This is a genomic window from Streptosporangium sp. CA-115845, assembly GCF_050943795.1.
In the GTDB taxonomy this organism is placed as follows: Bacteria; Actinomycetota; Actinomycetes; order Streptosporangiales; family Streptosporangiaceae; genus Streptosporangium.
In genome coordinates, this window is sequence record NZ_CP191988.1 from 5,182,321 (window position 1) to 5,205,022 (window position 22,702).

Sequence of the window (22,702 nt, forward strand, 5' to 3'; positions counted from 1 at the left end):
CGGATTTGCGCTAGGTGAGAAAGGCGCATGGTCGGTGTGTCCAAAAGGTAAGTAGGCGGTGTTCCCCGGCTCCGAGATCATGAGGCGCTTGTTTCTCTCGGCGGCCCCGGCCGCCTCGGCGGGCTTGGAGATGCGCACATGGTGAGTCAAGAATCGTCGCCCGACTACACGAGCCTGTTCGGCGAACTGCGCTTTCCCGAACGCGATGACGCGCGTTCCGTGTGGTCGCCCGCCGCTTACTTCGTGGAGCTCCTGGGTCTGCTGGAGGGGACGTTCGGGCGCCCGGAGCTGCTCGACCGGCGGCCCGATCTGACCCGGATCGTGCTCGACAAGGAGAACACGTTCACCGAGACCGCCTACCTCGACATCGTCAACGAGGTGCTGGAGCGGCTCGTCGGGGACCAGCCGTACGAGACGCTCCGCAAGGCGGCGCACCCGTTCGGGCTGCCGTTCTCGCTGAAGTCCGAACGGCTGCGGGTCTGCCTCGAACAGCTGAAGGCGACACCGGAGGAGCTGTACCGGCTCTTCGCCGCCCAGGTGGATCACGACGTCGCCGCGCGCGAGTACCTGGGCCTCACTCCGGAGGACGTCGCGGTGATCACCGGGTCCGACGTCCAGGCCGCGGCGCTCGGCCAGCGGTACGGCCTCGCGGCGGGCGAGACCCTCGCGGCCCTGCGCGACACCCGCCGGTTCGCCGAGGCCACCGGCCTCACCGACGCCGAACTCCGCGAACTCGTCGCGATGGCCGGGCAGGCCGTTCCGGAAGGGCGCGTCACGCTCAACACCGGCGAGACCTCGCTCGTCCCGCCGTCCGGCGCCGACCTTCCCCCGGCCTGGCTGGACCGGGCGCACCGGCTGGTCCGCCTCGCCCGCAAGACCGGACTGACGCTGACCCACCTCGACCTCGTCCTGACGTCGTGCGCGCAGGGTCGCCTCGATCCTCCCGCCCTGCGCGCGGTGGCCGCCGTCGTCCGGCTCGGCAAGGTCCACGGGCAGACGGTCCCGGAGGTGTGCGGACTCATCGTGCCGTGGAAGCCGGATCCCAAAGTGACGGTCGAGACGTGCTCGGGCGACATCCTCACCCCCGCCAACCGCGACTACCGGTTCCGGCTGGCCCGGCTGATCGGGGTGGCGGAGCCGGACATCGTCCGGCTCGTCCTGCGGTACCGGGAGCGCTACGCCGACCGGGAGCCGAGCCCGTTCGACCGCGGGCAGGTCGGCCTCGCCGAGATCTCCTTGCTGCGCCGGGCGGGCCTGCTCGCGGCGGTGCTCGGCGTCGGCCCCGACGAGCTCTGCGACGTGCTCGTGGCGTTGGAAGGCGACCCCTCCGTCCAGCGCTACAGCACGTTCGCGGTGCTGGGCGGGCCCGCTCCGGAGACGCGCGACTTCCACAAGGTGCTGGAGGGCGGCGCACCGGAGCAGGCGCTGTGGCTGGCCCAGACCCTGTTCGCGGTGATCACGTGGATGCGCGCCGCGGGATTCGACGGCGCGGAGCTCGCCGGCATCCTCGGCGGCCGGCCCGACCCCGCCACCGGGGATCCGCACGGCCTCGCCGCACTGTTCGCCAGGCTCCGCGACGCCCTCGACCCCGTCGCGCTCGGCCCCGACGCGCTGCGGTCGGACAGGTTCGGCCCCAGGGCGGCCCGGGTGATCCACGACGTGCTCGCCGCCTTCCCCGACGGGGTCGTGGCCGCCGTCGGCAGCGGGCTGCTGGAGGTCCACCGGGAGAAGGCCGAGAAGGCCGCCTACGAGGCGGTCACCGACCTCGGCGTCGTCTTCCCCTCTGACCTCACCGGGCTCGGCCTGGGCGACCGGCTCCAGGCGAAGATCTTCCGCAATCTGGTCCTGCGCGGCGTGCTGGGCGCCGACGGAGGGCTCGCCGCGCCGCCCGAGCGGGAGCCGGACCTCGCCGGCGACTTCACCGGCCACCGGGACGCCCTGTTCGAGATCATCGCGGACGAGGTGGACGGCCCCGCGGAACTCCACCCCTCCCACTTGGAGCGCCTGCCGGGCCTGAGCCCGCAGGAGCGCCGGGAACTGTACGACAACCTCGTCTACCGCCGCCATCTCGGCGAGGACGGCACGGTGCTCGACCCCGACTTCTTCCGCGACCCCGACAACGCCGGGGACCTGTCGGTGAACGTCCCCCTCGCCGACGCGGCCGCGCCGGTCGCGGAGCTGCTTCGCGAGCGCCTCGCGGAGTTCCGCACCTCCCCTCTCACCCTCGACTCGTCAGTCCTGGCGGGGCTCCGCCTCACCGACGCGCAGTTCGGCAGGCTGGTCGACAGCCTCCGCTTCAACGGCCACCTCGACGCCGAGCGGCGCTACACCGACAAGGAGGCGCTGCTGCGCGCCGCGCCCGCCGACTTCGGCCTGGCCGCCGAGTTCGCCGCCCTGCGCCCGGCCGTCCTGGCGGCGCTGCGCGGCCAGGTCGCGGAGTTCCATGCCGGGCTGACGACCTTCACGGCCGAGGACTTCGCCGACCTCGCCGACGACCTCGCGGCACACCGCGTCCACCGTGCGCTCGACGACGCCTGGCTGGACGAGGGGCAGATCGCCGACCCGGGCGAGTTCGCCGAGCCCGGCGGCGCCGTGGACCTCGGCTCGGGGTTCACCGGCGCGGACGAGAGCGCCGTGTTCGACGCGATGGCGGCGATCGCCGCGCAGGAGGCGCCCTACCGGGTCTCCCGGAGCGCGTTCACCGCCCTCGGGCTCACCGATCTCCACGCCGACCGGCTCCTGGACCGCCTCGTGACCGCCGGGCACCTGACCGAGCGCCACGCCGTGGCGCGGGACCGACTCGCCTACTTCGCCAACGCCGACAACTCCCTCGACTTCACCCTCCCCGACATGGTGGACTTCGCCCGCGAAGTCTTCTTCGTCCTGCACGACACCGCGACGGCGCTGACGGCCGCCGTCACCGAGGCGACCGACCGGGTCGCCGAACTGGCCGGCAAGCAGGACCAGGCCCTGCACGCCTGCCTGTCCGACGTCCTGGGTCTGGACGCGGCCGCGACCAGGGCCGTGGTGGAGTGCGTCGCGGGGAGCGCGCGGGAGGCGCAGGCCTTGTTCGCCCGGCCCGCCCTGGACACCGACGGGACGCCCACCGATCCGCGCGTTGTCCTGGCCCACCGGCGGATCCGCAGATTCGCGCTGCTGGCCGCCAAACTCGGGCTGCGCGCCGCCGAGATCCGTGCGGTCTTCGCCGACCAGGACCTCACCGGCAAGTACCCCGAGCCGCTGACCCTGCCGCCGGGCGTCGCCCGCATCCAGGCGCTGCTCGACGCGGGCGACGGCGTGATCCTGCTCTTCGGCGACGACGGCGGTTACTGGACGTACTCCGCCGCCACCCGCGCCCGCACGAGCCCGGCGCGCCGTCCGCTCACCGACCTGTCGCCCCGGCTCTCGGCCCTGGCCGCGGTGGACGCCGCGTTCGTGCGTCCCGACGGCACCTCCTGGCTCGTCGGACGCGACGCCAAGGGCGCCGCGCTGGCCTTCACCAGGGAGAAGGGCGGCACCCGGTGGGCGCCGCGGGCACAGAGGTGGGGGAAGGTCAAGAACGCGTTCGCCGACCCGGTCCGGATCGACGGCGCGTTCACCGACAACGACGGCCGCGTCTACCTGTTCGCCGGTGACCAGTACGTCCGCTACTCCGCGGGCTACGACACCGTGGACGAGGGGTACCCGCGCGACGTCGCCGAGTGGCGCTCCCGCGAGGGCCTGCCCGCCCCGCGCGTGCGCGAGGCGGTGGACGCCTGCTTCCAGGACCTCGACGGCGTTGTGCACGTCTTCGCCGGGGACCGCTGGATCACGACGGCGGGGGAGCGGCCCGCCGCCGAGGTGTGGGGACGGGTGGAGACCCGTTTCGCCGACCTCAAGTCCGTCGACGCCGCCTACACGACGGCGTCGGCCGTCCACGTGCTGTCCGGCGGGGAGATGCTGCGGTACTCCGACAGCATCGAGAACGCCGGCGTCCTCGCCGACGAGGGCGTGCCGCGCCGCCTGCGCGACCTGCCGCCGCAGTTCGAGGGCGGCGTCGAGGCGGCCTTCACCGACCCGTCGGGCGTGCTGCACCTGTTCAAGGCGGGCCGGACCGTCGCGCTCGACGGCGCCCGCGCGACCACGGCCGTGACGGCGGAACGCTGGGGCGCGCTGTCCCCCGCGCTGACCGCAGGCCAGGTGGACGCCGGCTTCGCCGGGCTCGACGGGCGCACCTACCTCTTCAGCGGCGACATCTACCTGCGGTACTCCACCGCCGACTACACCACGGTCGACTCCGGCTTCCCCCGCCGGATCGCCGACGACTGGGGCGGGCTCACCCGTGTGGACGCCTCGTTCGTCATGGACGGCAGAACGTACCTGTTCGGCACCGGCGGCCTGGTCCGCGAGATCCCCGCCGACCACCAGCCCGACCTGGACGCCGGACGGCTCACCCCCGCGCTGCGCGCCCTGTTCGCCGAGCACGGCCTCACCGTCACCGCGCTGCGCGGGAGCGCGCCGCGCTGGGAGCTCACCACCGGGGAGGGGGTCGCGCTGACCGTCGTCCGCGAAGGACTCCGGCTGAAGGCGCGGGGAGACGGCGCGGCGTTCTACGTCCGCTACTCCGCGCGCGACTACCGCACCCCCGACCCCGGCTTCCCCAAACCACTGGCCGACAACTGGTGGAACATGCCGGAGGGCATGCGGCTCGGCCCTGTCGACGCCGTGTTCACCGGCCGCGACGAGCGCACCTACCTCTTCTCAGGCGACAGGTTCGTCTGGTTCGACGCCCGGCACCGGTGGTGGTCGGAGCCGATGGCGCTGCGCGAGCGGTGGGACAGCCTGCCCTTCGCGCGCGTCGACGCGGCGTTCGTCGGCGCCGATGGCCGCACCTACGTGTTCTCCGGCGACCGCCACGTCCGCTACTCCACCGCCGACCGCACCCAGGTCGACGACGGCTACCCGGCGCAGAACGCGGGCCGGTGGGGCCGCGTCGCGCACACCCTCGCCCGCACGGGCCGGGTGGACGCCGCGTTCGTCCTGGACGTCCCCGAACAGGTGGACGGCGTCGAGGTCGTGCGCACCCGCACCTACCTGTTCTCCGGCGACCAGTACGTGCGCTACACCGGCGCCGCGCTCACCGTCGTCGACCCCGGCTACCCGCGCCGGATCGCGGAGCTGTCCGGCGAGCCCGGCCTCGCCGCGCTGCCCGTCACGCTCGACGGGGTGGACGCGGCGTTCGCCGACCGGCGCACCGCCTACCTGTTCCGGGGCGGCGAGTGCCACGCGGTGTCCACCGCGGGCCACCGCCGCTACACCGACCTGCCGGTCGGCGGGGTGCGCTGCGCCTACGTCGAGGACGGCTCGCTCGTCGTCGAGACCGCCGACGGATGGCGGCGGCTGTCGGCGCTGGAGGGCAGGACGGTCGCGGCGGCCCCGTTCCGGCCGCGCGCCCTGCGGACCGTCCCGGCGCGCTTCACCAGCGGCCTGGACGCCGTCCTCACCGGCGCGGACGGCGTCACCTACCTGTTCCGCGGGCCGTCGTGCTTCAACACCCAGGTCGGCCGCGACTACCCGATCGCCGAAGAGTGGGGCAGGCCCAGGGACCTCCTGCGCGAGACCGGTGAGGTCGACGCGGCGTTCGTCGCCCGCGACGGCAGGATCCACCTGTTCAGCGGCGACCAGTACGTCACGCACGCGCCGGGCGCGGCGCTCGCCGAGGGCGACCCGAAGCCGATCGCCGACCGCTGGGCCGGACTGGAGGGCGTCGCGCTGGCCTACGTGCACCGCGGCAAGACGCACCTCTACGGCAAGCCGGACGCCGCCGGCAGGGTCCGCCACGTCGTTTACTCCGACGAGTCGTGCGCCGCGCCGGACCCGGGCTACCCGGTGACGATCGAGGCGGCCGCGGCCTTCCCCGGTTCGCCGCTGCCCTTCCCCGACGCCGTCCTGGTGGAGGACACGGCGCTGGTCCTGCTCGCCGGCAAGCGGTGCGCCACCTACAGCGACCGGACCGGGGCCTGGTCGGCGGTCCGCCCGATCGAGCGGCTGTACCCCGGCTTCGGCGCGGGCCTCGACGCCCCCGACGGCCTCAGGTCGGCGCTGCGGACCGCCGACGGCGCCGTCTGGTTCTTCTTCGCCGACACCTGCGCGCCGTTCCAGAACGAGGCGTTCGGCCCGCGGGTCAAGGTCCGCGACCAGTGGGGCCGCTCGCCGAACCCGTTCCTGGCGCCCGGCGCGACCGTCGATGCGGCCTTCGTGTGGCGCGGCGACCGCACCTACCTGTTCTCCGGCGACCGCTACGTCCGCTACACCGGCCGCGTCTACCGGCACGTCGACCCCGGCTACCCCAAGCCGATCGCGGGCAACCTCCGCCGCGAGGAGCCGTTCGCGCGCCTTCCGGAGACCTTCGAGGACGCCCTGGACCGGCCGCTGGACGCGGTCGTCGGCAACGACAGGACCGTCCACGTCCTCGTCGGCGGCGTCTGCCACACCGCGTCGAGCGAGCTCGCCGCCACGTTCGGCACCGGCCGGCTCGGCGCCCTCCGCAACAACCTCGCGGCGACCGGCAAGGTGGACGCCGCGCTCGTCGCCGACCGGCGGATCTACCTGTTCTCCGGGGACCAGTACGTCCGCTACTCCGGCGCAGACCGCACGTTCGTCGACGACGGCTACCCGCGCGCCCTTGCCGACCTTCCCGGCGACCTGAGCCTGGCCGCGCTGCCGTCCGCGTTCCAGGACGGCGTCGACGCGGCGTTCCGCGGCGCCGACGGCGTCGTCCGGCTGTTCCGCGGGCGCGAGTTCTTCGCCGCCGGGACCGCCGGCCCCGTGGCGGGCCGCTGGGGCAAGGTCCGCAACTCCTTCGACACCGGCCCGCTGGACGCCGCGTTCACCGCCCCTTCGGGAGAGCTCTACGCGTTCAGCGGCGGCCAGTACGTCCGCTACCCGGCCACCGGAACCCTCGACCACCCCGAGGCCGGCTACCCCCGGACCGTCCGCGACGACTGGGGCGACGCCCCGCAGGACTTCGAGGACGGCCCCGACGGCGCGTTCACCCTCGACGGCCGCACCTACCTGCTCAAGGGAGACCGGTACCTGCGCTACTCTGGCCCGTACCACCAGGTCGACCGGACCTTCCCGCAGCAGTTCCGGCACCGGTGGTCCGGCACCGCCGACCACCGGCTGAGCGACCTGCACACCATCGTCTGCTTCGCCGCGCTCTGCCGGGGCCGCGATGGCCTCGCCGCGTTCTTCCTCGACGGCGCCGAGGACCCGTACGCCTACCTCGCCTCCGCGTTCGGCTGGCCGCTGGAGGAGGTGCGCTGGGCCCGGCGGAACATGGGCCTGCTGCGGCCCGGCACCAGCGAGGAGCACCTGTTCGAGATCGAGTTTCTGCTCACCCTCGCAGACGCCTTCGGAGCCTCGGCCAAGACCGGCATCGGGGTCCCCGAGCTGTACGGCGTGTGGGCGAAGATGTTCGGGCCCGCGCCCGACCTCGACGGGGCGGCGGCCGCCGTGCGCGCCGCGATCGAGCGGAGGGCGTCGCCGCAGGAGTGGCCGAAGATCTCCGCCGCCATGCGCGACAGGCTGAACGTCCGCAAGCGCGACGCGCTCGTCGCCCGGCTGACCCCTCTGCACGGGAACGCCCGCGACCTGTACGAGCGGTACCTGATCGACGTGGAGATGGGCGGGCAGGGCACCACGTCCCGCGTCCGCGAGGCGATCGCCGCGACCCAGCTCTACCTCCAGAGGTACCTCCTCGGCCTGGAGAAGGTCACCCTGCCCGCCGGCGTCGATCCCGAGGCCGTCCGCGCCAGGCTGCGCACCTGGTGGGGGTGGATGCGCAGCTACCGCACCTGGGAGGCCAACCGGAAGGTCTTCCTCTACCCGGAGAACTACCTGCGGCCCGAGCTGCGCGACCGCAAGACCCCCGCGTTCTCCGCGCTCCAGGACGACCTCCTGCAGGGCGACATCACGGAGAAGGCCGTCCAGGCCTCCTACAAGCGCTACCTCGACGAGTACACCGAGGTCTCCCGCCTGACCATCGCGGGCGGCTACGTGTACCGGCCCGAGGGGACCGCGGCCGAGGTGCGCAGGCTCGTCCTGTTCGGCAGGACCCGCACCGACCCGCGCCGCTACTACCACCGCACCGCCGAGTTCCGCGACGGCGGCAGGCTCTCGGCCGCCTGGGACGCCTGGGAGAAGGTGGACGTCCAGATCGCCGCCGACCGGGTGGACCCGGTGCACGCCTTCGGCAGGATCTTCGTGTTCTGGTCGACGGTCGAGCCCGTCCCGCCGGCCGACCCGTCCAAGGTCACCGTCACCGCCAAATCGTCGGGCTCGGATCAGAAGGTGAGCGGGCCGCCGCCGCGCTACCAGGTCAAGATCCGCTACTCCTTCCGCAACCTCGACGGCGCCTGGGTCGCACCCCAGGTGCTCGCCTCCGACGCCGAGCGGGAAGGCCAGATCACCGACGTCAGCCTGTACGTGCAGGCTTCCCGCAAGGTCCCCGGCGTCAGCGAGCACGACTCGATCATCGTGCAGTGCTCCTACACCGTCGGCTCGACCGCCCACTCCGCGGCGTTCACGCTCACCCCGGAGCTGTACGCGCTGCCCGCCGCGACGGTCACGCCGCCGCCCCGCGCGGCCGACCTGTCCGCGCTGTTCGCCGAACCTGCCGAGACGCCCATCACCCCGGACCGGGTCGTGCGGTTCAACGCGCCCGCCGACAGCGAGGACGGCCCCTGGTTCAGCGTCGACCACAAGGGCGGCAGCTTCCTGTGCCGCCCCGTCGCGGCCCCTGCGGACCCGGCGCCGGTCCAGCCGTTCAAGGGTAACGCCGACAGGCTGCCGACCACCTGGGACCGCGTGGACGCCGCGGTCCGCCTGCCCGATGGCACCCTGTACTTCTTCGAGTCCGCGACCGGCATCCACGTCGCCGTGCCGCCGGACAAGGTGACGTCGCGGCAGACCCGCCAGCCCACCGGGGACAGGTTCGGCGCGGTGTCCACCCGCATCCTGCGCACGGGGGCCGTGGACGCCGGGTTCTTCCGCACGCACACCTACCTGTTCAGCGGGGACGAGTACTACCGCTACCCGGTGATCTCGGGTCCGTCGGTCCTCGGCCCGCTGGAGACCGGCTACCCCAAGAAGCTCGCCGGCAACACCGAGCGCCTGCCGCAGTGGCAGGCGATCGACGCCGCGGTCACCCTGCCGGGCGGCACCGAACTGTTCTACGCCAAGGCCGTCGGCTTCGTCACCGGCGACGACCTGGCCAACGCCCGGTCGGCCGCCGCCGAATGGCGGGTTCCCGCGGGCGCCGCCGTGGACCGCTTCCACGTGGCCGATGGCAAGGCCTACGCCGTCTTCGGCGACAGGTACGTCAAGCTGCGGTCCGACCTCGCCGCCGAGCACCCGCCCAAGGCGCTGGCCGGCAACACCGACGGCGTCCCGGAGCAGCGCCCGCCCGGACCGGTCGTGCACGCGGGCCGCGCCACCCTGGCGTTCGACAACGCCAACGCCGTCTTCAAGCAGAGCGGCGGCGGCAGCTCCCAAGGGCTGCGCGACACCCGCGGGCTCGGCCGCGCCACGACCGAGTTCGGGCGGACGGGCGAGGTCACCGCCGCGTACCTCGCCGACGGGAAGCTGTACCTCGTCGGGCCGCGCGAGTTCGTCAGGTTCACCCTGGCGGCCGACGGGACGGTCCCGGACTTCGCCGACGACGGCTACCCGAAGCCGACCGCCCAGCAGATCCGCGGCGTGCTGTCGCGCGGCGACCAGCGGTTCGCGTTCGGCCCCGCCGGCTACGCGCCGATCCCCAAGGGCTGGGAGCCCTCGACCCCGCTGGCCTTCCTGCCCTACCGGGGCAACTGGCGCGGCCTGCCCGCGGGATTCCCCGGCGACTTCACCGGGCTGCTGGAGGGCGACACCCACCTGTACCTGTTCCTCGGCCAGGGATACGCCGCCCACCCCTACGCCGACGCCGTCCCGCGCCCGTTCGAGGTCGCCTCCCTGCCGACCCAGCTCATCCGGCTCACCTCCAGCACCGCGGCCGAATTGAACCGGAGGCTGCTCACCGGCGGCGTCCCCGCCCTGCTCGACCCCGCCACGCAGGAGCTCGACGAGCTGCCCGCCTTCAGCACCACGGCGTCGAACGCCTCGACCATCCGGATCAAGCCGCGGATCGCGCCCCACGCGCCCGTCAGCTCCCACCTCGACTTCGACAGCGCCAACGGCCCGTACTACTGGGAGATCTTCTTCCACGCGCCGCTGCTCATCGCGCAGACCCTGAACGGCGGGCAGCGCTTCGAGGACGCCCGCCGCTGGTACGAGTACGTCTTCGACCCGACCCGGATCGCCCGCTACTGGCGGTTCCTACCGTTCCTCGCCGCCGACGTGGACGCGCTCGTCGCCCGCACCCGCCAGGACCTGGCCGAGCTGGCGTCGCCCGGGATGGAGACCCGGCTGAACCCCGTCCTCACCGCGCTGTCGGCGCTCACCCCCGCGTTCCGGCGCGCCCGCGACCTCACCGGCGCCGAGCTGGCGTACCTGGCCGACCTCGGCGGGACGGGCCTCGACCAGGTCAGGGCGGCCCTGGCCGCCCTGACGCCCGACGCCCGCACCGCCGCGCTCGGCGAGCGCATCGAGATGATCGCGCGGCTGCGCCGCCAGTACGACCTCATGGGCGACCGCCGAGCTCTCATCCAGGCCTACCTCGACGACCCGTTCGACCCGCACACCATCGCGGCGCTCCGCCCGGAGGCCTACCGGCGCGCCGTCGTCATGGCCTACATCGACAACCTCCTCGACTGGGGCGACATGCTGTTCCGGCAGTACACCGCCGAGACGGTCGACGAGGCGCGGATGCTGTACGTCTACGCCTACGACCTGCTCGGGCCCCGCCCCGTCACGCTCGGCCCCGCCGCGTTGCCGCCCGCCGCCCCCTACGCCCTCACCGAAGGCGACGGACCCGGCGAGACCGGCCACCTCACCGCCGACGGCGCCCTGCTCAAGGACTCCGGCGCCGTCCACGCCGGCATCGCCAACCCCTACTTCTGCGTGCCGGGCAATGAGCTGTTCCAGGAGTACTGGACCCGCGTCGAGGACCGGCTCACCAAGATCCGGGCGTCGCTCGACATCCTCGGCGTCGCCCGGCCGCTCCCGCTGTTCGACCCGCCCCTCGACGTCATGGCGCTCGTGCGCGGCGCGGCCGAGGGCGGAGGGCTCGACGCGGCGATGGCGGCGGCGGCCGTGCCGGTGCCCGTGCACCGGTTCGACTTCGTGCTCCAGCGGGCCCGCGAGCTGACCGACCGGCTCCGGCAGCTCGGCACCGACCTGCTGGAGGCGGTCGACCGGCGCGACTCCGAGGAACTGGCCCTGCTCCAGCAGCGGCAGCAGGGCGAGATCATCGGCCTCACCCGCAAGATCAGGGAACTCCAGGTCAAGATCGCCGAAGAGGGCGTCGCCGAGGCCCGCGACGCCAGGACCGCCGCCGAAGCGCGGGTCGCGCACTACCAGAAGCTCATCAACGACGGCATGTCGCCGCTCCAGCAGGCGCAGATCGCGATGATGTCCCTCGGCGCCATAGGCCAGTTCGTCTCGGCCGGCCTGAAGATCGGCTCCGGCATCGCCGCGGCCGTCCCGCAGGCCAAGCTCGGCCCGTTCATCGTCGGCGCCGAGACCGGCGGCCTCCAGCTCAGCAAGGCCCTCGAAGCCGCGGGCGAGGTGTCCGCGAGCTTCGGCGAGGGCTTCAGCATGATCGGCGAGGTCCTCGGCCTCCGGGCCGAGTTCGACAGCCAGGTGGAGGACTGGCGGTTCCAGCTCGACACCAGCCGCTCCGACGTCGTCCAGGTCGGCCACCAGATCACCACCGCCGACCTCCAGCTCGCCATCGCCCGCCGCGAGCTGGAGATCCACGACCGGGAAGCGGCCCAGCACGCCGCCGTCACCGACTTCCTCACCGCCAAGTTCGCCGGCCCCCAGCTGTACGGCTGGATGGTCGGGCAGGTCTCGGGCCTGTACTTCCAGACCTACAAACTCGCCCACGACATGGCCCGCGCCGCCGAACGCTCCTACGAGAGCGAGCGCGGTGCGTCCCCCGGCCTGATCCGGGCTGCGTATTGGGACTCGCGCCGCAAGGGCCTGCTCGCCGCCGACCAGCTCGCCCTCGACCTCGACCGGCTCGGCCAGGCCTACTACGAGACCGACGCGCGCGGGATGGAGATCACCAAGCGGGTGTCGCTGCTCGGCCTCGACGCGCCCGCCCTGCTCGCGCTGCGCGACACCGGACGCTGCGAGTTCGCGCTCACCGAGACCCTTTTCGACCGCGACTTCCCCGGCCACTACCAGCGGCGGATCAAGTCCGTCAGCGTCGCCTTCCTGACCGCCGAAGGCCCCGTTCCCGTCAACGCGACCCTCACCCAGATCGACAACAAGACGGTGCTCGCGGCCGACCCCAAGGCCGTCCGCTTCCTCCTCGACCCGAAGGGGCCGCCGCCGGAGAGCGTGCGCGGCGACTGGCTGCCCGGGCAGCGCATCGCCCTGTCGGAGGTCCAGGACGGCGAGGACAGCGGCGTGTTCGACCTGCGCTACGACGACCAGCGGCTGCTGCCGTTCGAGGGGACCGGCGCGGTCTCGCGGTGGCGGCTGGAAGCACGGCGCGTCCCCGCCGGGCTCGTCGACGTGGCCGTCACCGTCCGGTACACCGCGCGCGACGGCGGCGAGACCTTCGCCACGGCTGTGCGCGGCATGCTCAAGCCCTACCCGGCGGCGATCCTCCTCGACGTGGAGAGCCGCTTTCCCGAGGAGTGGGAGGCCTTCCTAGGGGACGGCGGCGAACTGCTCCTGCCGATCACCCAGAACCTCTTCCCCGGCATCTCGGGGCGGCAGGTCACCGGGATCGTCGCCCAGTACGCGGCACCGGACACCGAGGCGAGGTTCCTGCTGCACGGCGACCCGGCGCTCGCCCTCGCCGCCGGCCGTCTGGTGCAGACGCCGGGACTCAACGCGGACAACCGCCCCTGGCGGCTGACCGCCTCCGGCGACCCCGCCGGACTCGCCGGCTTCTCCCTCATCCTCCTCTACCGCGCGCTCCCCTAGGAAGGCGACCATGGCCAACGACAAGACCTCCGCGCAGCGCAAGAAGAAGAGGAAGAAGTCCTCCGACGGCGACAGGACCTCCGCACGGGCGGGCTCGCCCATGGACGTCGACGGCTCCTCGTCCGGCACGGACTCCGGCGACGAGTCCGACACGGGCGGCAGCACCGGAAGCAGCGCCAAGAAGCCGCGACTCAGCTCCACGTCCTCCTTTGGTTCCTTCGGCGGCGCAAGCCAGTCCGGATCGCCGGCGTCGCGGCAGAACACCCCGGCACAGGCCGGCGGGACGACGAGCGGCCCCATGCAACGGAAGATCCCGCAGCTCGCCTCGAAACCGACGCTCCCCGCCGCCGGTTCCCGGCCCCCGGCGAACGGCACGCTCGCGGGTCGCACGGTCACAGGCGCCGCGGGCGGTTCGGATGCGGCGGGCACAGGTGCCGCAGGTACCGGGGTTGCCGCAGGCGCTGTGGGCGCCGCAGGTACTGCGGGTGCGGCGGTCGCTGCGGGTGCTGGGGGCACGGCAAATGCCGCCAGTGCTGCGGGCACTGGCGGCGCTGCGGGGGCTGGCGGCGCTGCGGGGGCGGGTGCCGGGGGCGCGGGTGGCGGCGGCGGGAGAGGTGGTGGCGGGGGTACGGGGGCCGGGGCGGGGGCTCCCGTGAAGCGCAGGATCGTGATCCAGGAGGACCCGGGGCTGTCGCCCATGCGGAGGGTGAAACTCGTTCCGCGCGTCAAGCTCGGCGACGGAGTGATCAAGGGCATCCGTTTCGGCCGCGCCCGGACGCCGTCGCCCTTCGGCGGCCCTATGGGCGATCACACCAGTTCGTGGGCGAGTGTGGTGGACTCCGTGCACGCCTCCCTGTACGGCAGATCCCTCCCCGACGCGTTGCAGAAACTCTCGGCCATGCAGGACGCCGTGCAGGAGTGGATGAACAGCGACACCTCAGAAGGCAGCAAGCTGTTCGACACCCTCGCCCCGGAGGACCAGGACAAGCGCGAGAAGGCCCTGGGGCACTACGCCGCCACGGTCAAGCGGCTGGTCGGAGAAGCGAAGCAGCACCTCGGGCAAGCGCCGCCGAACGACCCCGCGGCCCAGTCCGCTGCGCAGGCCGCGGCGGCGAAGCTCCTCGCCGACGCGGTCGGGCACCACCTCGCCTACGTGAACTTCCTGCCGTTCGCCACCGTCCGCGCCGGCAGCGACCGGGGATCGATCGGATCGGGCGAAGGGGAGGCCCGCGCCGCGGTGCTGGACGCGGAATTCGCCAGCGAGGAGAACCTGGACGAGGTCGAGGCCCAGAATCCCGGCCACGGAAGGCACCGCAACTGGCGGGATTCCCTGGTCACGCTGGGAACGCAGAGTCCCGATTTCGTGCTCCGCGCTGAGATCTGGAAGCTGTTCTCGCTGGAGGCGGCGGTGCGTGCGGCCGACCTGGAGCACGTCGTCGCACCGGAGCGGGCGAAGAAGACGGCGGAGAAGCTGGACGCCCTGAAGACCATGGGCGATGGTCTGGGGGATCTGGTCGACGTCCTCCTCGTCGAGGACGGAGTGAAGGGGCCGGACGGAAAGACTTCGAGGCGAACGAAGAAAAAGGACTTCACGTTCCCCGACGGAGGGGTGAAGATCACGCTGCCCGCCCGGACAGGGCAGGGGGCGACAGGGGTGCCGAACGGGCCGGAGGTGGTGGCGATCGGTTCCCTCCAAGATCTGGCGAGAGTGCTGGACAAGATCGAGGGTCGCGCCGTGGCACAGGTGCCGGATCGCAGCGGTGCCCCCGAGCTGTGGCAGATGCGGGTCCAGGTCACCGGGCTCACGAAGAAACTGCGCGGCATCATGGGCGAAGTGACGCCCGGTCTCTCCGACGAGCTGCGCGCGTTCAAGGACGGCATCAAGAGCACGGGCGACGACATGGCGGAGGAGTCCCGCCGCCTGCGGGAGGATCCCGACCGCACGCGGGAGGACCCCGCCCGGATGCTCGCGCACCTGCTGCACGACTTCCAGTCGATCGTGGTCCGCAGCTATCCCGGCGCGGCGTCCAAGGCCGGCTTCCTCGGTGGCAGCGCGGCGGATTCGGCCGTCAACGTGCTCAAGGAGCATCTGGATAAGGCGGGGCTCGCCGTGGAGCCGGCGATGCTGGACGCCTTCCTCGACAAGGTCAAGGAGTTCCACACCGAACTCGGCGAGCCCGAATACGCCGTGGACGCGCGCTGGATCGCCGAGGCCGGCGGCGGCGGCCTCCTCGTCGCGATCCGCAACGGCAAGCTCGAATTCGGGGGCAGGCCCGACGCTCCCGTCGGCATCGCCGGCATGGGGTCGCACACCACGTCGTGGGTGACCGAGTGCGCCGCCGTCGAGCAGTGGTTCAAGGAGAAGGGGGAGGCCGGGATCGGCGACCACCTGCGCAAGCAGGTCATCAAGGATCTCAAGGGCGAGCTGATGACCGACCTCGCCCCCCTGCTGCCCAACGACCAGCTCAGCGCCGACCAGCTCACGGACATCTTCGAGGCCGCCCGGGCGGCGCTGGAGGCCGAGGCCCCCGAGGACACGATCGAGGCATACCTGAGCTTCCGCAACCTTCTGCCCTACGCCACGGTGGACGCGGGCAACCGCGACGGCCAGGGAGAGCGGGCCACCGCGTCCAAGGGCGTGAACTTCGATGAGGAATCGCTGGAGGCCGCCATGGCGCTCAAGCAGGACGAGCTCGACAATCCCGGCACGGCCATCGCCGTGCTCCAGGCCGCGGCCACCTCCCTCAGGAACGTCGCCCCCGACCTGGCCGGCCCCGCGGCCCCGAAATGGCAGAAGGACTTCCTCGAAGCGGTCGACACCACGATCGCCGGGCTCGACCACATCGTGAGGAGGCTGAAGAACTCGGTGCCGCAGAAGGCGCCTGCGGCTCCGCCGACCGACCCGACCGGAAAGACGAAGAAGAAGGAGAAGGAGAAGACCAAGGCCGAGATGAAGAAGGAAAGGCTGGCCAGAAAGGCGAACGACGAGCCGCCGAGCGTCGATGACATCCTTCAGATGCGCGATGCGGAGCACAACGCGGTCTGGAAGGCGGGGCATCCGGGCAAGAAGACGACGCGGCCTGCCGGTGCCGCCGCGCAGAGCCCGCCCTGAGGCCCGTTCTCGTGCGGTGGGCGCGGCTCACCGCCTGAGGACCGGTGCCGCGACATCGTCAAGAAGACCAAGGACGGCCTTGAGTCACCCGCCGCCAGGGCAAGGTCGGCGGGCGCCGTCCGGTCGTCGACGACGACAAACGCGCCGCGATCCTCGACCGCCAGCGGCGCGGGGAGTCCATCCGGACCATCGCCGCCGGGGTCAAGGTCTCCATCGGCACCGTCCACAAGACCCTCAAGGCAGCGGCCGAGGACAACCCCACCGACCGACCACAGCCATCTGCCGCATCGGAACGGCCAGTCACGTTAAAAGCCGCCCACCGAGCTCCTTAACGTGACTGGCCGTTCCATTGCTGCTCAAGCCCCGACCCGAGTGGCGGGCCGACTACGAGATCCTGGATGGAACCTTTCCCCCGAATACGGATAAGTACCGTCGTGACATCCATTCCACACGATGAGCCAGTCCTGGCAGGTCCTCCAGCGGCTGCGCGAGCGCCGTTTCAGGCGGACGTATCAGAACCGGCCCGGGCAAAGGTTTCGACAGTCTTGGAAGAGTCGGCCCCCATGCAGGACTCAGCGGTCATCGAAGCATCGCTGATCGAGCCGGAGCGTTTCGCCGAGCTGTTCGAGCGGCATGCCGCCGTCCTGCATCGCTACGTCGTCCGGCGTCTCGGTCCCGACCAGGCGGAGGACGTGGTGGCCGAGACGTTCACCAGGGCGTTCGAGAAGCGGCACAAGTACGCCTTAGATCGCCAGGAGGCCCTGCCATGGCTGTACGGCATCACCACGAACATCATCGGTACCCATCGAAGGGCGGAGATACGCGGATACCGGGCGCTCGCCCGAACCGGGGAGGACCCCGTGGCGGTGGCCTTCGACGAGCGGGTGGTCGCCCGCGTCTCCGCCTCGGAGACCCGCAGACCGCTCGCGGCCGCCTTGGCCAAGCTGGGCAAGGGCGAGCGCGATGTACTGCTGCTGATCTCCTGGGGTGACCTCACCTATGAGGAGACGGCGCAGGCGCTGAATGTGCCCATCGGCACTGTGCGGTCCCGGCTGTCTCGCGCCCGCCGCAAGATCGCCCGCGCACTGGGCGGCAGCAACCCCACCAACGTGATCGAGGAGGCCTGATGAACGATCTGGACATGGTCCGCGACCTGCGGTCAGAGGTGCGGCAGAGCGAAGCAAACGATCTGCATCGCGCCCGGCGGCGGATGCTGGCCGCGGTGGCTTCGGAGCCACCGGTTCGCCCAGTCCGGCGTATGGTGCTGCGCGTGGCCGCCATGGGCGTGCTCGGCGTCACGATCATGACAGGCGTCACGGTGGTGCAAAGCCTCGGTACGGATGATCGGGGGAAGGGAATCACCAGCGCCCCGGCATGGCTGCCGGTGGCGAACGCGGAGACCCTGGCCAAGCACGCGACGGCGGCGGCGGCCGGCCAGACGGACGTATACCCGCGAGCCGACCAGTGGGTCTACGTCAAACGGGACTTCTACACCTCACCCAAGCTGATGCCCAAGGTCGTCGTGCCACCGGTTGGAGGAGGCAGGACAGGCTCGCGGTACACCGCCGAAATGTGGACGCGGGGGGACGGCAAGGAGAGGGCCAGGCGGAACGAAGGCAGCAAGACGATCGAGCGGCGCCAAGGCGGGGAGGACCCCCGTCTGCGGTTCGACCCCGCCTATCTGCGCTCGCTCCCCCTGGAACCGTCCGCCTTGCTGGAACGCCTGAAAAAGGACACGAGCGCGATCCCTCTGCCCGAAGCGCGGGCGGTGTCTGTTCAGATCCTGAGCATCCTGCAGGAAGGCGTTCCGGCGGCTCGCCTGCGAGCCGCTCTCTACACCGTCCTCTCCCAACTGGATGACGTCGGCGTGGAGAAGGTGCGCGATCTGCTGGGCAGACAGGGCGTGGCGATCTACACGCACGACGACGAGGGGATCCGTCAGGAAGTCATCATCGACCCGAACACCTTCGTCTTGCTCGGGGCACGCCGCATCTACGTCGGCGGGGCCAAGTCGCCCTCCCCATACAGCAAGTTGCCCGAGGGTGAGGTGATCACCTCGGTGGCCCAGGTGTCCGTCGGCATCGTTGACGACGCGGGGGACGTTCCGTAATCGAGTCCTTGGCCGGTGCTCGTGACGAGGGCAGGGCACCGGCCGCCAAGCTCAAGGAAGGTCCAGCCCACATACCCTTATTTGACCGCCGTTCGTGCTGGTCAAAGGGGTGTCGAGGTGACCAGGCGCGCGTTGATGTCGATGTACCGGATCAGGGACCGTTATCACGGGGTCCCGGTAGTCCTGTCGAAGAATCCAACACATATAGGGGGGCAGACCAAGTACGCGGGAAAGGGGCAACGGCGGTCGGCACACCGGACAGAACATGAACTCTGTTCGGTCACCCAGCGGCGTCGCCCCAGGTCAACGCCCCCACACCGGCTCCCTCACCGATTCGGTCCCGTGGAACGTCCGGCGGCAAACCGCCGAAACCCACCCTCGCCGAGCGGCACAACGGACCACGTGGCACCGACCGTTGCCCCTTCCCGGCTTACTTGGTCTGCCCCCAACCGGACGAGCTCGGTTCGAGAAACCCCCGAAACGACAAGATCCCGTCTGATCGTGATGATCAGACGGGATCCGTCTAGCCGTTTCGCGGACGACTGCCTTGGTGGGCTGCTGTCGTCATGTCAGCCGTTGCCCCCACTGCCCAGGGGCGGGACGTTGGTGTCCCCGAAGACGCCGCCGTCGGGGTCGCCGCCGGTTGGGTCCCCGTTCTGGCACCACTCGAAGCCGTACGGGCATTCCCCCACCGGCAGCGCTGCTGCGGGACCGGCGGTGATCAGGCTCCCGACACCGACGGCCAAGAACGCCGCCACGACTGCCACGGCCTTGCGCGTCTTGCTCATACATCTCCTTCTGCTGTTCGGTTGTCTGTCGGACAGCAGAAGATCAAGCCGCACTTGGAAGCCAGTTGTGAATCAATGGGACACCTGCGACAGGGCGGCCTTGATCGTCAAGCCGGGGCGCGGCTCCGATTGATCCCGTTGGCTGTCGATGACCTGGCGATGGCCGCGCCATGGGCGGCCCCGTCCGTCCGTGACGGGCAGCTCGGCGCTGTCGCGGGTCCGGCGCCGCTGCCGGCGGTGGAGGGACATGACGGCCTGAGCCACTCAGCTTCCCGGCATCCCCAGGTGCCGGCCGAAGTCCGTAGCGAGCGAGGTGGCGAGGTTCTCGGCTGGCTGGCGGCGATCGCCGGACCCCGGTTCCCCGATCGCCGGCTCCTGCACGCGGTCGAGGCGGAACACTCGCCAGTCGCCGGCATCGAGGTCATGGGCGAGGACGTACCAGCGCCCGCGAGCGTAGACACACCGCACCGCCTCCACCCGCCGCCGGGTGACGGCCCCGTGCTGGTCGCGGTAGACGAACCGCAGTACGAGGTTCTGGCCGGCCGCGCGGATCAGCACCGCCAGGGTCGCCGGGTCCACTCCCCCGCGCTCGCCGCCGGCGTTCTCACTGCCCGCGGCGGCGTTGTCCAAGACGGTACGCAGCCGCCGCGGGAGCACCTGCGACAGCTTGGTCAACGCCCGCTGCGAGGCATCCCCTGCGAGGATTCCCTCGACCATGCGCAGGGCCGCCACCAGGGCCAGGACCTCGTCGTCCTGAAAGACCAGCGGCGGCATCCGGTGCCCCGGACACAGCGCGTAGTGGCCACCCGGTCCAGGTCGGCTCTCGACGGCGTAGCCGAGACCCTGCAGGCGGGCCACGTCGCGACGTACGGTGCGAGTGCTGACCGCGAGGCGCCCCGCGAGCTCGGAAGCCGACCAGGCCGGCCGAGCGGCCAGCAACTCCAGCAGCCGGAGGGTCCGTCCGGTGGGGTCGCTGTCGACAGGGGCGAAGTCGGTCATGGCTCCAGTATGGCCAGAATTGCGGACAGGATCAGGCCACATCTCCCCGTATGGTCGGGGCCATGGAGATCGCCATCACCGCACCGTCCGGCAATGTCGGCCGCTTCCTGGTCGGGCACCTGGTCCGCGCCGGAATCCGTTCGCGGCTGCTGAGCCGCCACCCCGAGCAGTCCCGCGCTAGCTGGGGCGACCTCGTCGACGCCCGCGAGGTCGACCTGCGGGACGCCGCGGCCGTCACCGAGGCGACCCGCGGCGTCGACGCGCTGTTCCTGGTCGTGCCGCCCGGCGAGACCGACGACCCCGTCGCGGCGTATGCCGCGGTCGGCGAGGCCGTCGCCGCCGCGGTCGCCAAGAACCGCGTCCCCCGCACCGTCCTGCAGAGCAGCGTGGGCGCGGAGCTCCGCGAGGGCGCCGGTGAGATCGACGGGCTGGCCCGCGTCGAGGAGGCGCTGGACCGGATCTCCACCGAGGACACCGGCCTCGCCGTCACCCACCTGCGGTGCGGCTACTTCTTCAGCAACCTGCTGTTCGAGCTCGACGCCATCCGCTCGGGTACCGTGGCCGTGCTCCGGCCCACCGACGAGCCGTTCCCCTGGGTCGCGCCGGCCGACATCGCCATGCTGGCCGCGTCCCTGTTGCTGCGCACCGACTGGTCAGGACGCCGGATGCAGGCCGTACACGGACCGCAGGACCTGTCCTGGGACGACGCCCTGGCCGTGGTCGGCAACGTCCTGGGCCGCACGGTCACCGCCCACCGCGTCGGCAACGACGCCATGCGCGCCACGCTGGCGGGCGTCGGCATGTCCCGGGCACAGGTCGAGGCCATCATGGGCATGTCGACCGGACTGCGAGAGGGATTCGTTCCCGAGCAGCCGCGGACTCCCGTGACCACGACCGACACGACGCTCGGAGCATGGGCCTGGGCCGAGCTGCGTCCTGTCCTCGATACCGCCGGGTGACGAGCTTCGGCGGTCCCGGGCCCACTCCCGGGACTGCCCCTCTCAGGCTTATCTTGTCTGCCCTCCGTATCCGGGTTGCGGACCTTCACCGCCGGCTTCCGGCTGACCAGCAGAAACACCACTAACACCGGATACCCTTCCACATCATGATGAGTTGATTCGGTACTTCACGCCGACGTCGGCGGACGTGGCGTTCGTCGATCCAGGTCGAGGGCGGGGCACGGCGGACCGGTCGGCCATGATGGTCCATCCGGCGAAGTCACCGATATCGGTAGAGACCCACAGCGCGGTGACGGTGTCGAAGGTGTCCGCGGCGAACGGGAGCATCGTCGCGTCGCTCTGGAGGAGCGGAGCGCGGTCCCTGCGACGGGCCAGACGCAACTGGTCGGCTGAACGGTCGAGACCGACGACGGTCCGGCCGGTCGATCGGATGGTGTCGAGGTACAGGCCAGTGCCGCAGCCGACGTCCAGGCACAGGCCTTCTCCAGGACCGAGAAGATCGACTATCCAGTCGACGTTGGCGGCGGCACCGGGCCCGATGTAGTCGTCGTACCACTCGGCATGACCTTCGTAGCGCGCGGTCATGATTCATTCATACACGGAGAATCCAGCCGTTCATGGGCTCTCAGGGGGTGTTCGCCCGGGCTCCGCGATCGTCGCCGAAGGCGTTACGGCTGTACGACGAGCTCGGGGTGCTCCGGCCGGCTGCGGTGGACGGGGAGTCGGGGTGTCGCGCCGTTCGCCGGACTCTCGGTCAGCCGGCCGAGGATGAGGGCGGTGATCTCCTCGGGGCGTTCCATACTCGGTAGGTGCCCGGCCCACCCCAGGTGCACCGCGGTCACCGAGGCCAGCTCCGCGGCCAGGTGGCGAGCCGGCTGCTGGAAGTAGGGCAGGTCGTGGCCGCCGCTGACCACCAGCGCGGCCTCGACCTCCCCCGCCTCCAGCAGCCGGTCCTCCTGCGCGCCGAAGGCGGCCAGGTCGGGCGTGGGCTCCAGCCCGCACCCCGGGTTGAGCAGCACCAGCCGCGAGATCAGCCCGGGGCGGGCGGTGGCCACCTCCAGCGCGACCCGGGCGCCGTAGGCGGATCCTGCGTTCCAACGGCAGCCCCGTCCTACCGGTGAGCACGCTCACCGAACTGCGCGTCATAGCCGGCGTCGCGGCGCTGCTGGCCGTCGCCGCCGTCTTCGCCCTCGCTCTCGGTGCCCTGTTCGGGAACAGCGCCGCGGCGGTCACCGTGGCCATCGCCGTCATCGCCGTGCCCCACCTCCTCGCGACCACCTCCGTCCTGCCGGTGGGCGCGGCGCAGTGGCTGCTACGGCTCACCCCGGCCGCGGGATTCGCCGTCCAGCAGAGCATCCCCGAGTACCCGCAGGTTCTCGCACACTACGCGCCGTCGGCCGGTTACTACCCGCTGGCCCCCCGGGCCGGCCTCGCCGTCTTCTGCGCCTACGCCGCATCAGCCCTCGGGCTGGCCGTCTTCCGGCTACGCCGGAGGGACGCATGAGGCGACATCTGCATGCCGAGTGGACCAAACTCTGCACCACCCGCGGTCGGCGGGGCCGCAGCCTGGGTGCCTCAATGATCGTCAGCGAGTACGCCGGCGGCCTGGTCCCGCGGTGCCGGCCCGCCACCGCGTGGTGGCGGGCACGGTGATCGT

12 protein-coding genes are annotated in these 22,702 nt (G+C 71.7%); 8 read left to right on the plus strand and 4 right to left on the minus strand.

The genetic code is table 11. The features are described from left to right. Positions 1 to 138 precede the first annotated feature (138 nt). The 5 genes from ACQP0P_RS25705 (at position 139) to ACQP0P_RS25725 (ending at position 18,299) form a co-directional block, all read left to right on the plus strand. Complete coding sequence (locus ACQP0P_RS25705) at positions 139 to 13,077, plus strand: hemopexin repeat-containing protein (RefSeq protein ID WP_433359039.1); 12,939 nt, start codon at positions 139 to 141, stop codon at positions 13,075 to 13,077. Positions 13,078 to 13,493: 416 nt separating this feature from the next. Further along, positions 13,494 to 13,733 (plus strand): hypothetical protein, encoded by a 240-nt coding sequence (locus ACQP0P_RS25710; RefSeq protein WP_433359040.1) that lies wholly within the window; start codon positions 13,494 to 13,496, stop codon positions 13,731 to 13,733. Beyond that, the gene (locus tag ACQP0P_RS25715) at positions 13,730 to 16,189 is read left to right on the plus strand and encodes a hypothetical protein (RefSeq protein ID WP_326639949.1); all 2,460 of its coding nucleotides are present in this window, start codon (positions 13,730 to 13,732) and stop codon (positions 16,187 to 16,189) included. The genes ACQP0P_RS25710 and ACQP0P_RS25715 overlap by 4 nt, the downstream gene beginning before the upstream one ends. A gap of 563 nt (positions 16,190 to 16,752) precedes the next feature. Next, entirely contained in the window at positions 16,753 to 17,316 is a 564-nt protein-coding gene (locus ACQP0P_RS25720; protein ID WP_433359041.1) for an RNA polymerase sigma factor, read from the plus strand. Next, a complete protein-coding gene (locus tag ACQP0P_RS25725; RefSeq protein WP_433359042.1) occupies positions 17,316 to 18,299 on the plus strand; it encodes a CU044_5270 family protein in 984 nt (327 codons plus the stop codon). Before ACQP0P_RS25720 ends, ACQP0P_RS25725 begins: the two co-directional genes overlap by 1 nt. Before the next feature lie 569 nt (positions 18,300 to 18,868). Here ACQP0P_RS25725 and ACQP0P_RS25730 read toward each other — a convergent pair. Next, a complete protein-coding gene (locus ACQP0P_RS25730) occupies positions 18,869 to 19,087 on the minus strand; it encodes a hypothetical protein (RefSeq protein ID WP_433359043.1) in 219 nt (72 codons plus the stop codon). A gap of 264 nt (positions 19,088 to 19,351) precedes the next feature. Beyond that, the gene (locus ACQP0P_RS25735) at positions 19,352 to 20,086 is read right to left on the minus strand and encodes a helix-turn-helix transcriptional regulator (RefSeq protein WP_433359044.1); all 735 of its coding nucleotides are present in this window, start codon (positions 20,084 to 20,086) and stop codon (positions 19,352 to 19,354) included. A gap of 62 nt (positions 20,087 to 20,148) precedes the next feature. On the opposite strand from ACQP0P_RS25735, the gene ACQP0P_RS25740 reads away from it, so the two are divergent. Continuing rightward, entirely contained in the window at positions 20,149 to 21,045 is an 897-nt protein-coding gene (locus tag ACQP0P_RS25740; RefSeq protein WP_433359045.1) for an NAD(P)H-binding protein, read from the plus strand. A gap of 144 nt (positions 21,046 to 21,189) precedes the next feature. Here the strand turns inward: ACQP0P_RS25740 and ACQP0P_RS25745 are convergent, their stop codons facing one another. Then, a complete protein-coding gene (locus tag ACQP0P_RS25745) occupies positions 21,190 to 21,630 on the minus strand; it encodes a class I SAM-dependent methyltransferase (RefSeq protein ID WP_433359046.1) in 441 nt (146 codons plus the stop codon). 83 nt (positions 21,631 to 21,713) lie between these two features. Next, positions 21,714 to 22,100 carry an alpha/beta fold hydrolase gene (locus ACQP0P_RS25750; RefSeq protein WP_433359047.1) on the minus strand — a complete coding sequence of 129 codons (387 nt, stop codon included), beginning with the start codon at positions 22,098 to 22,100 and terminating at the stop codon, positions 21,714 to 21,716. Between the two features lie 62 nt (positions 22,101 to 22,162). Here ACQP0P_RS25750 and ACQP0P_RS25755 point away from each other — a divergent pair, with 62 nt between their 5' ends. Continuing rightward, on the plus strand, positions 22,163 to 22,549 hold the full coding sequence (locus tag ACQP0P_RS25755; protein ID WP_433359048.1) for a hypothetical protein: 387 nt from the start codon (positions 22,163 to 22,165) through the stop codon (positions 22,547 to 22,549). After that, positions 22,546 to 22,698 (plus strand): hypothetical protein, encoded by a 153-nt coding sequence (locus tag ACQP0P_RS25760; protein ID WP_433359049.1) that lies wholly within the window; start codon positions 22,546 to 22,548, stop codon positions 22,696 to 22,698. Before ACQP0P_RS25755 ends, ACQP0P_RS25760 begins: the two co-directional genes overlap by 4 nt. The last annotated feature ends 4 nt before the right edge of the window (positions 22,699 to 22,702 follow it).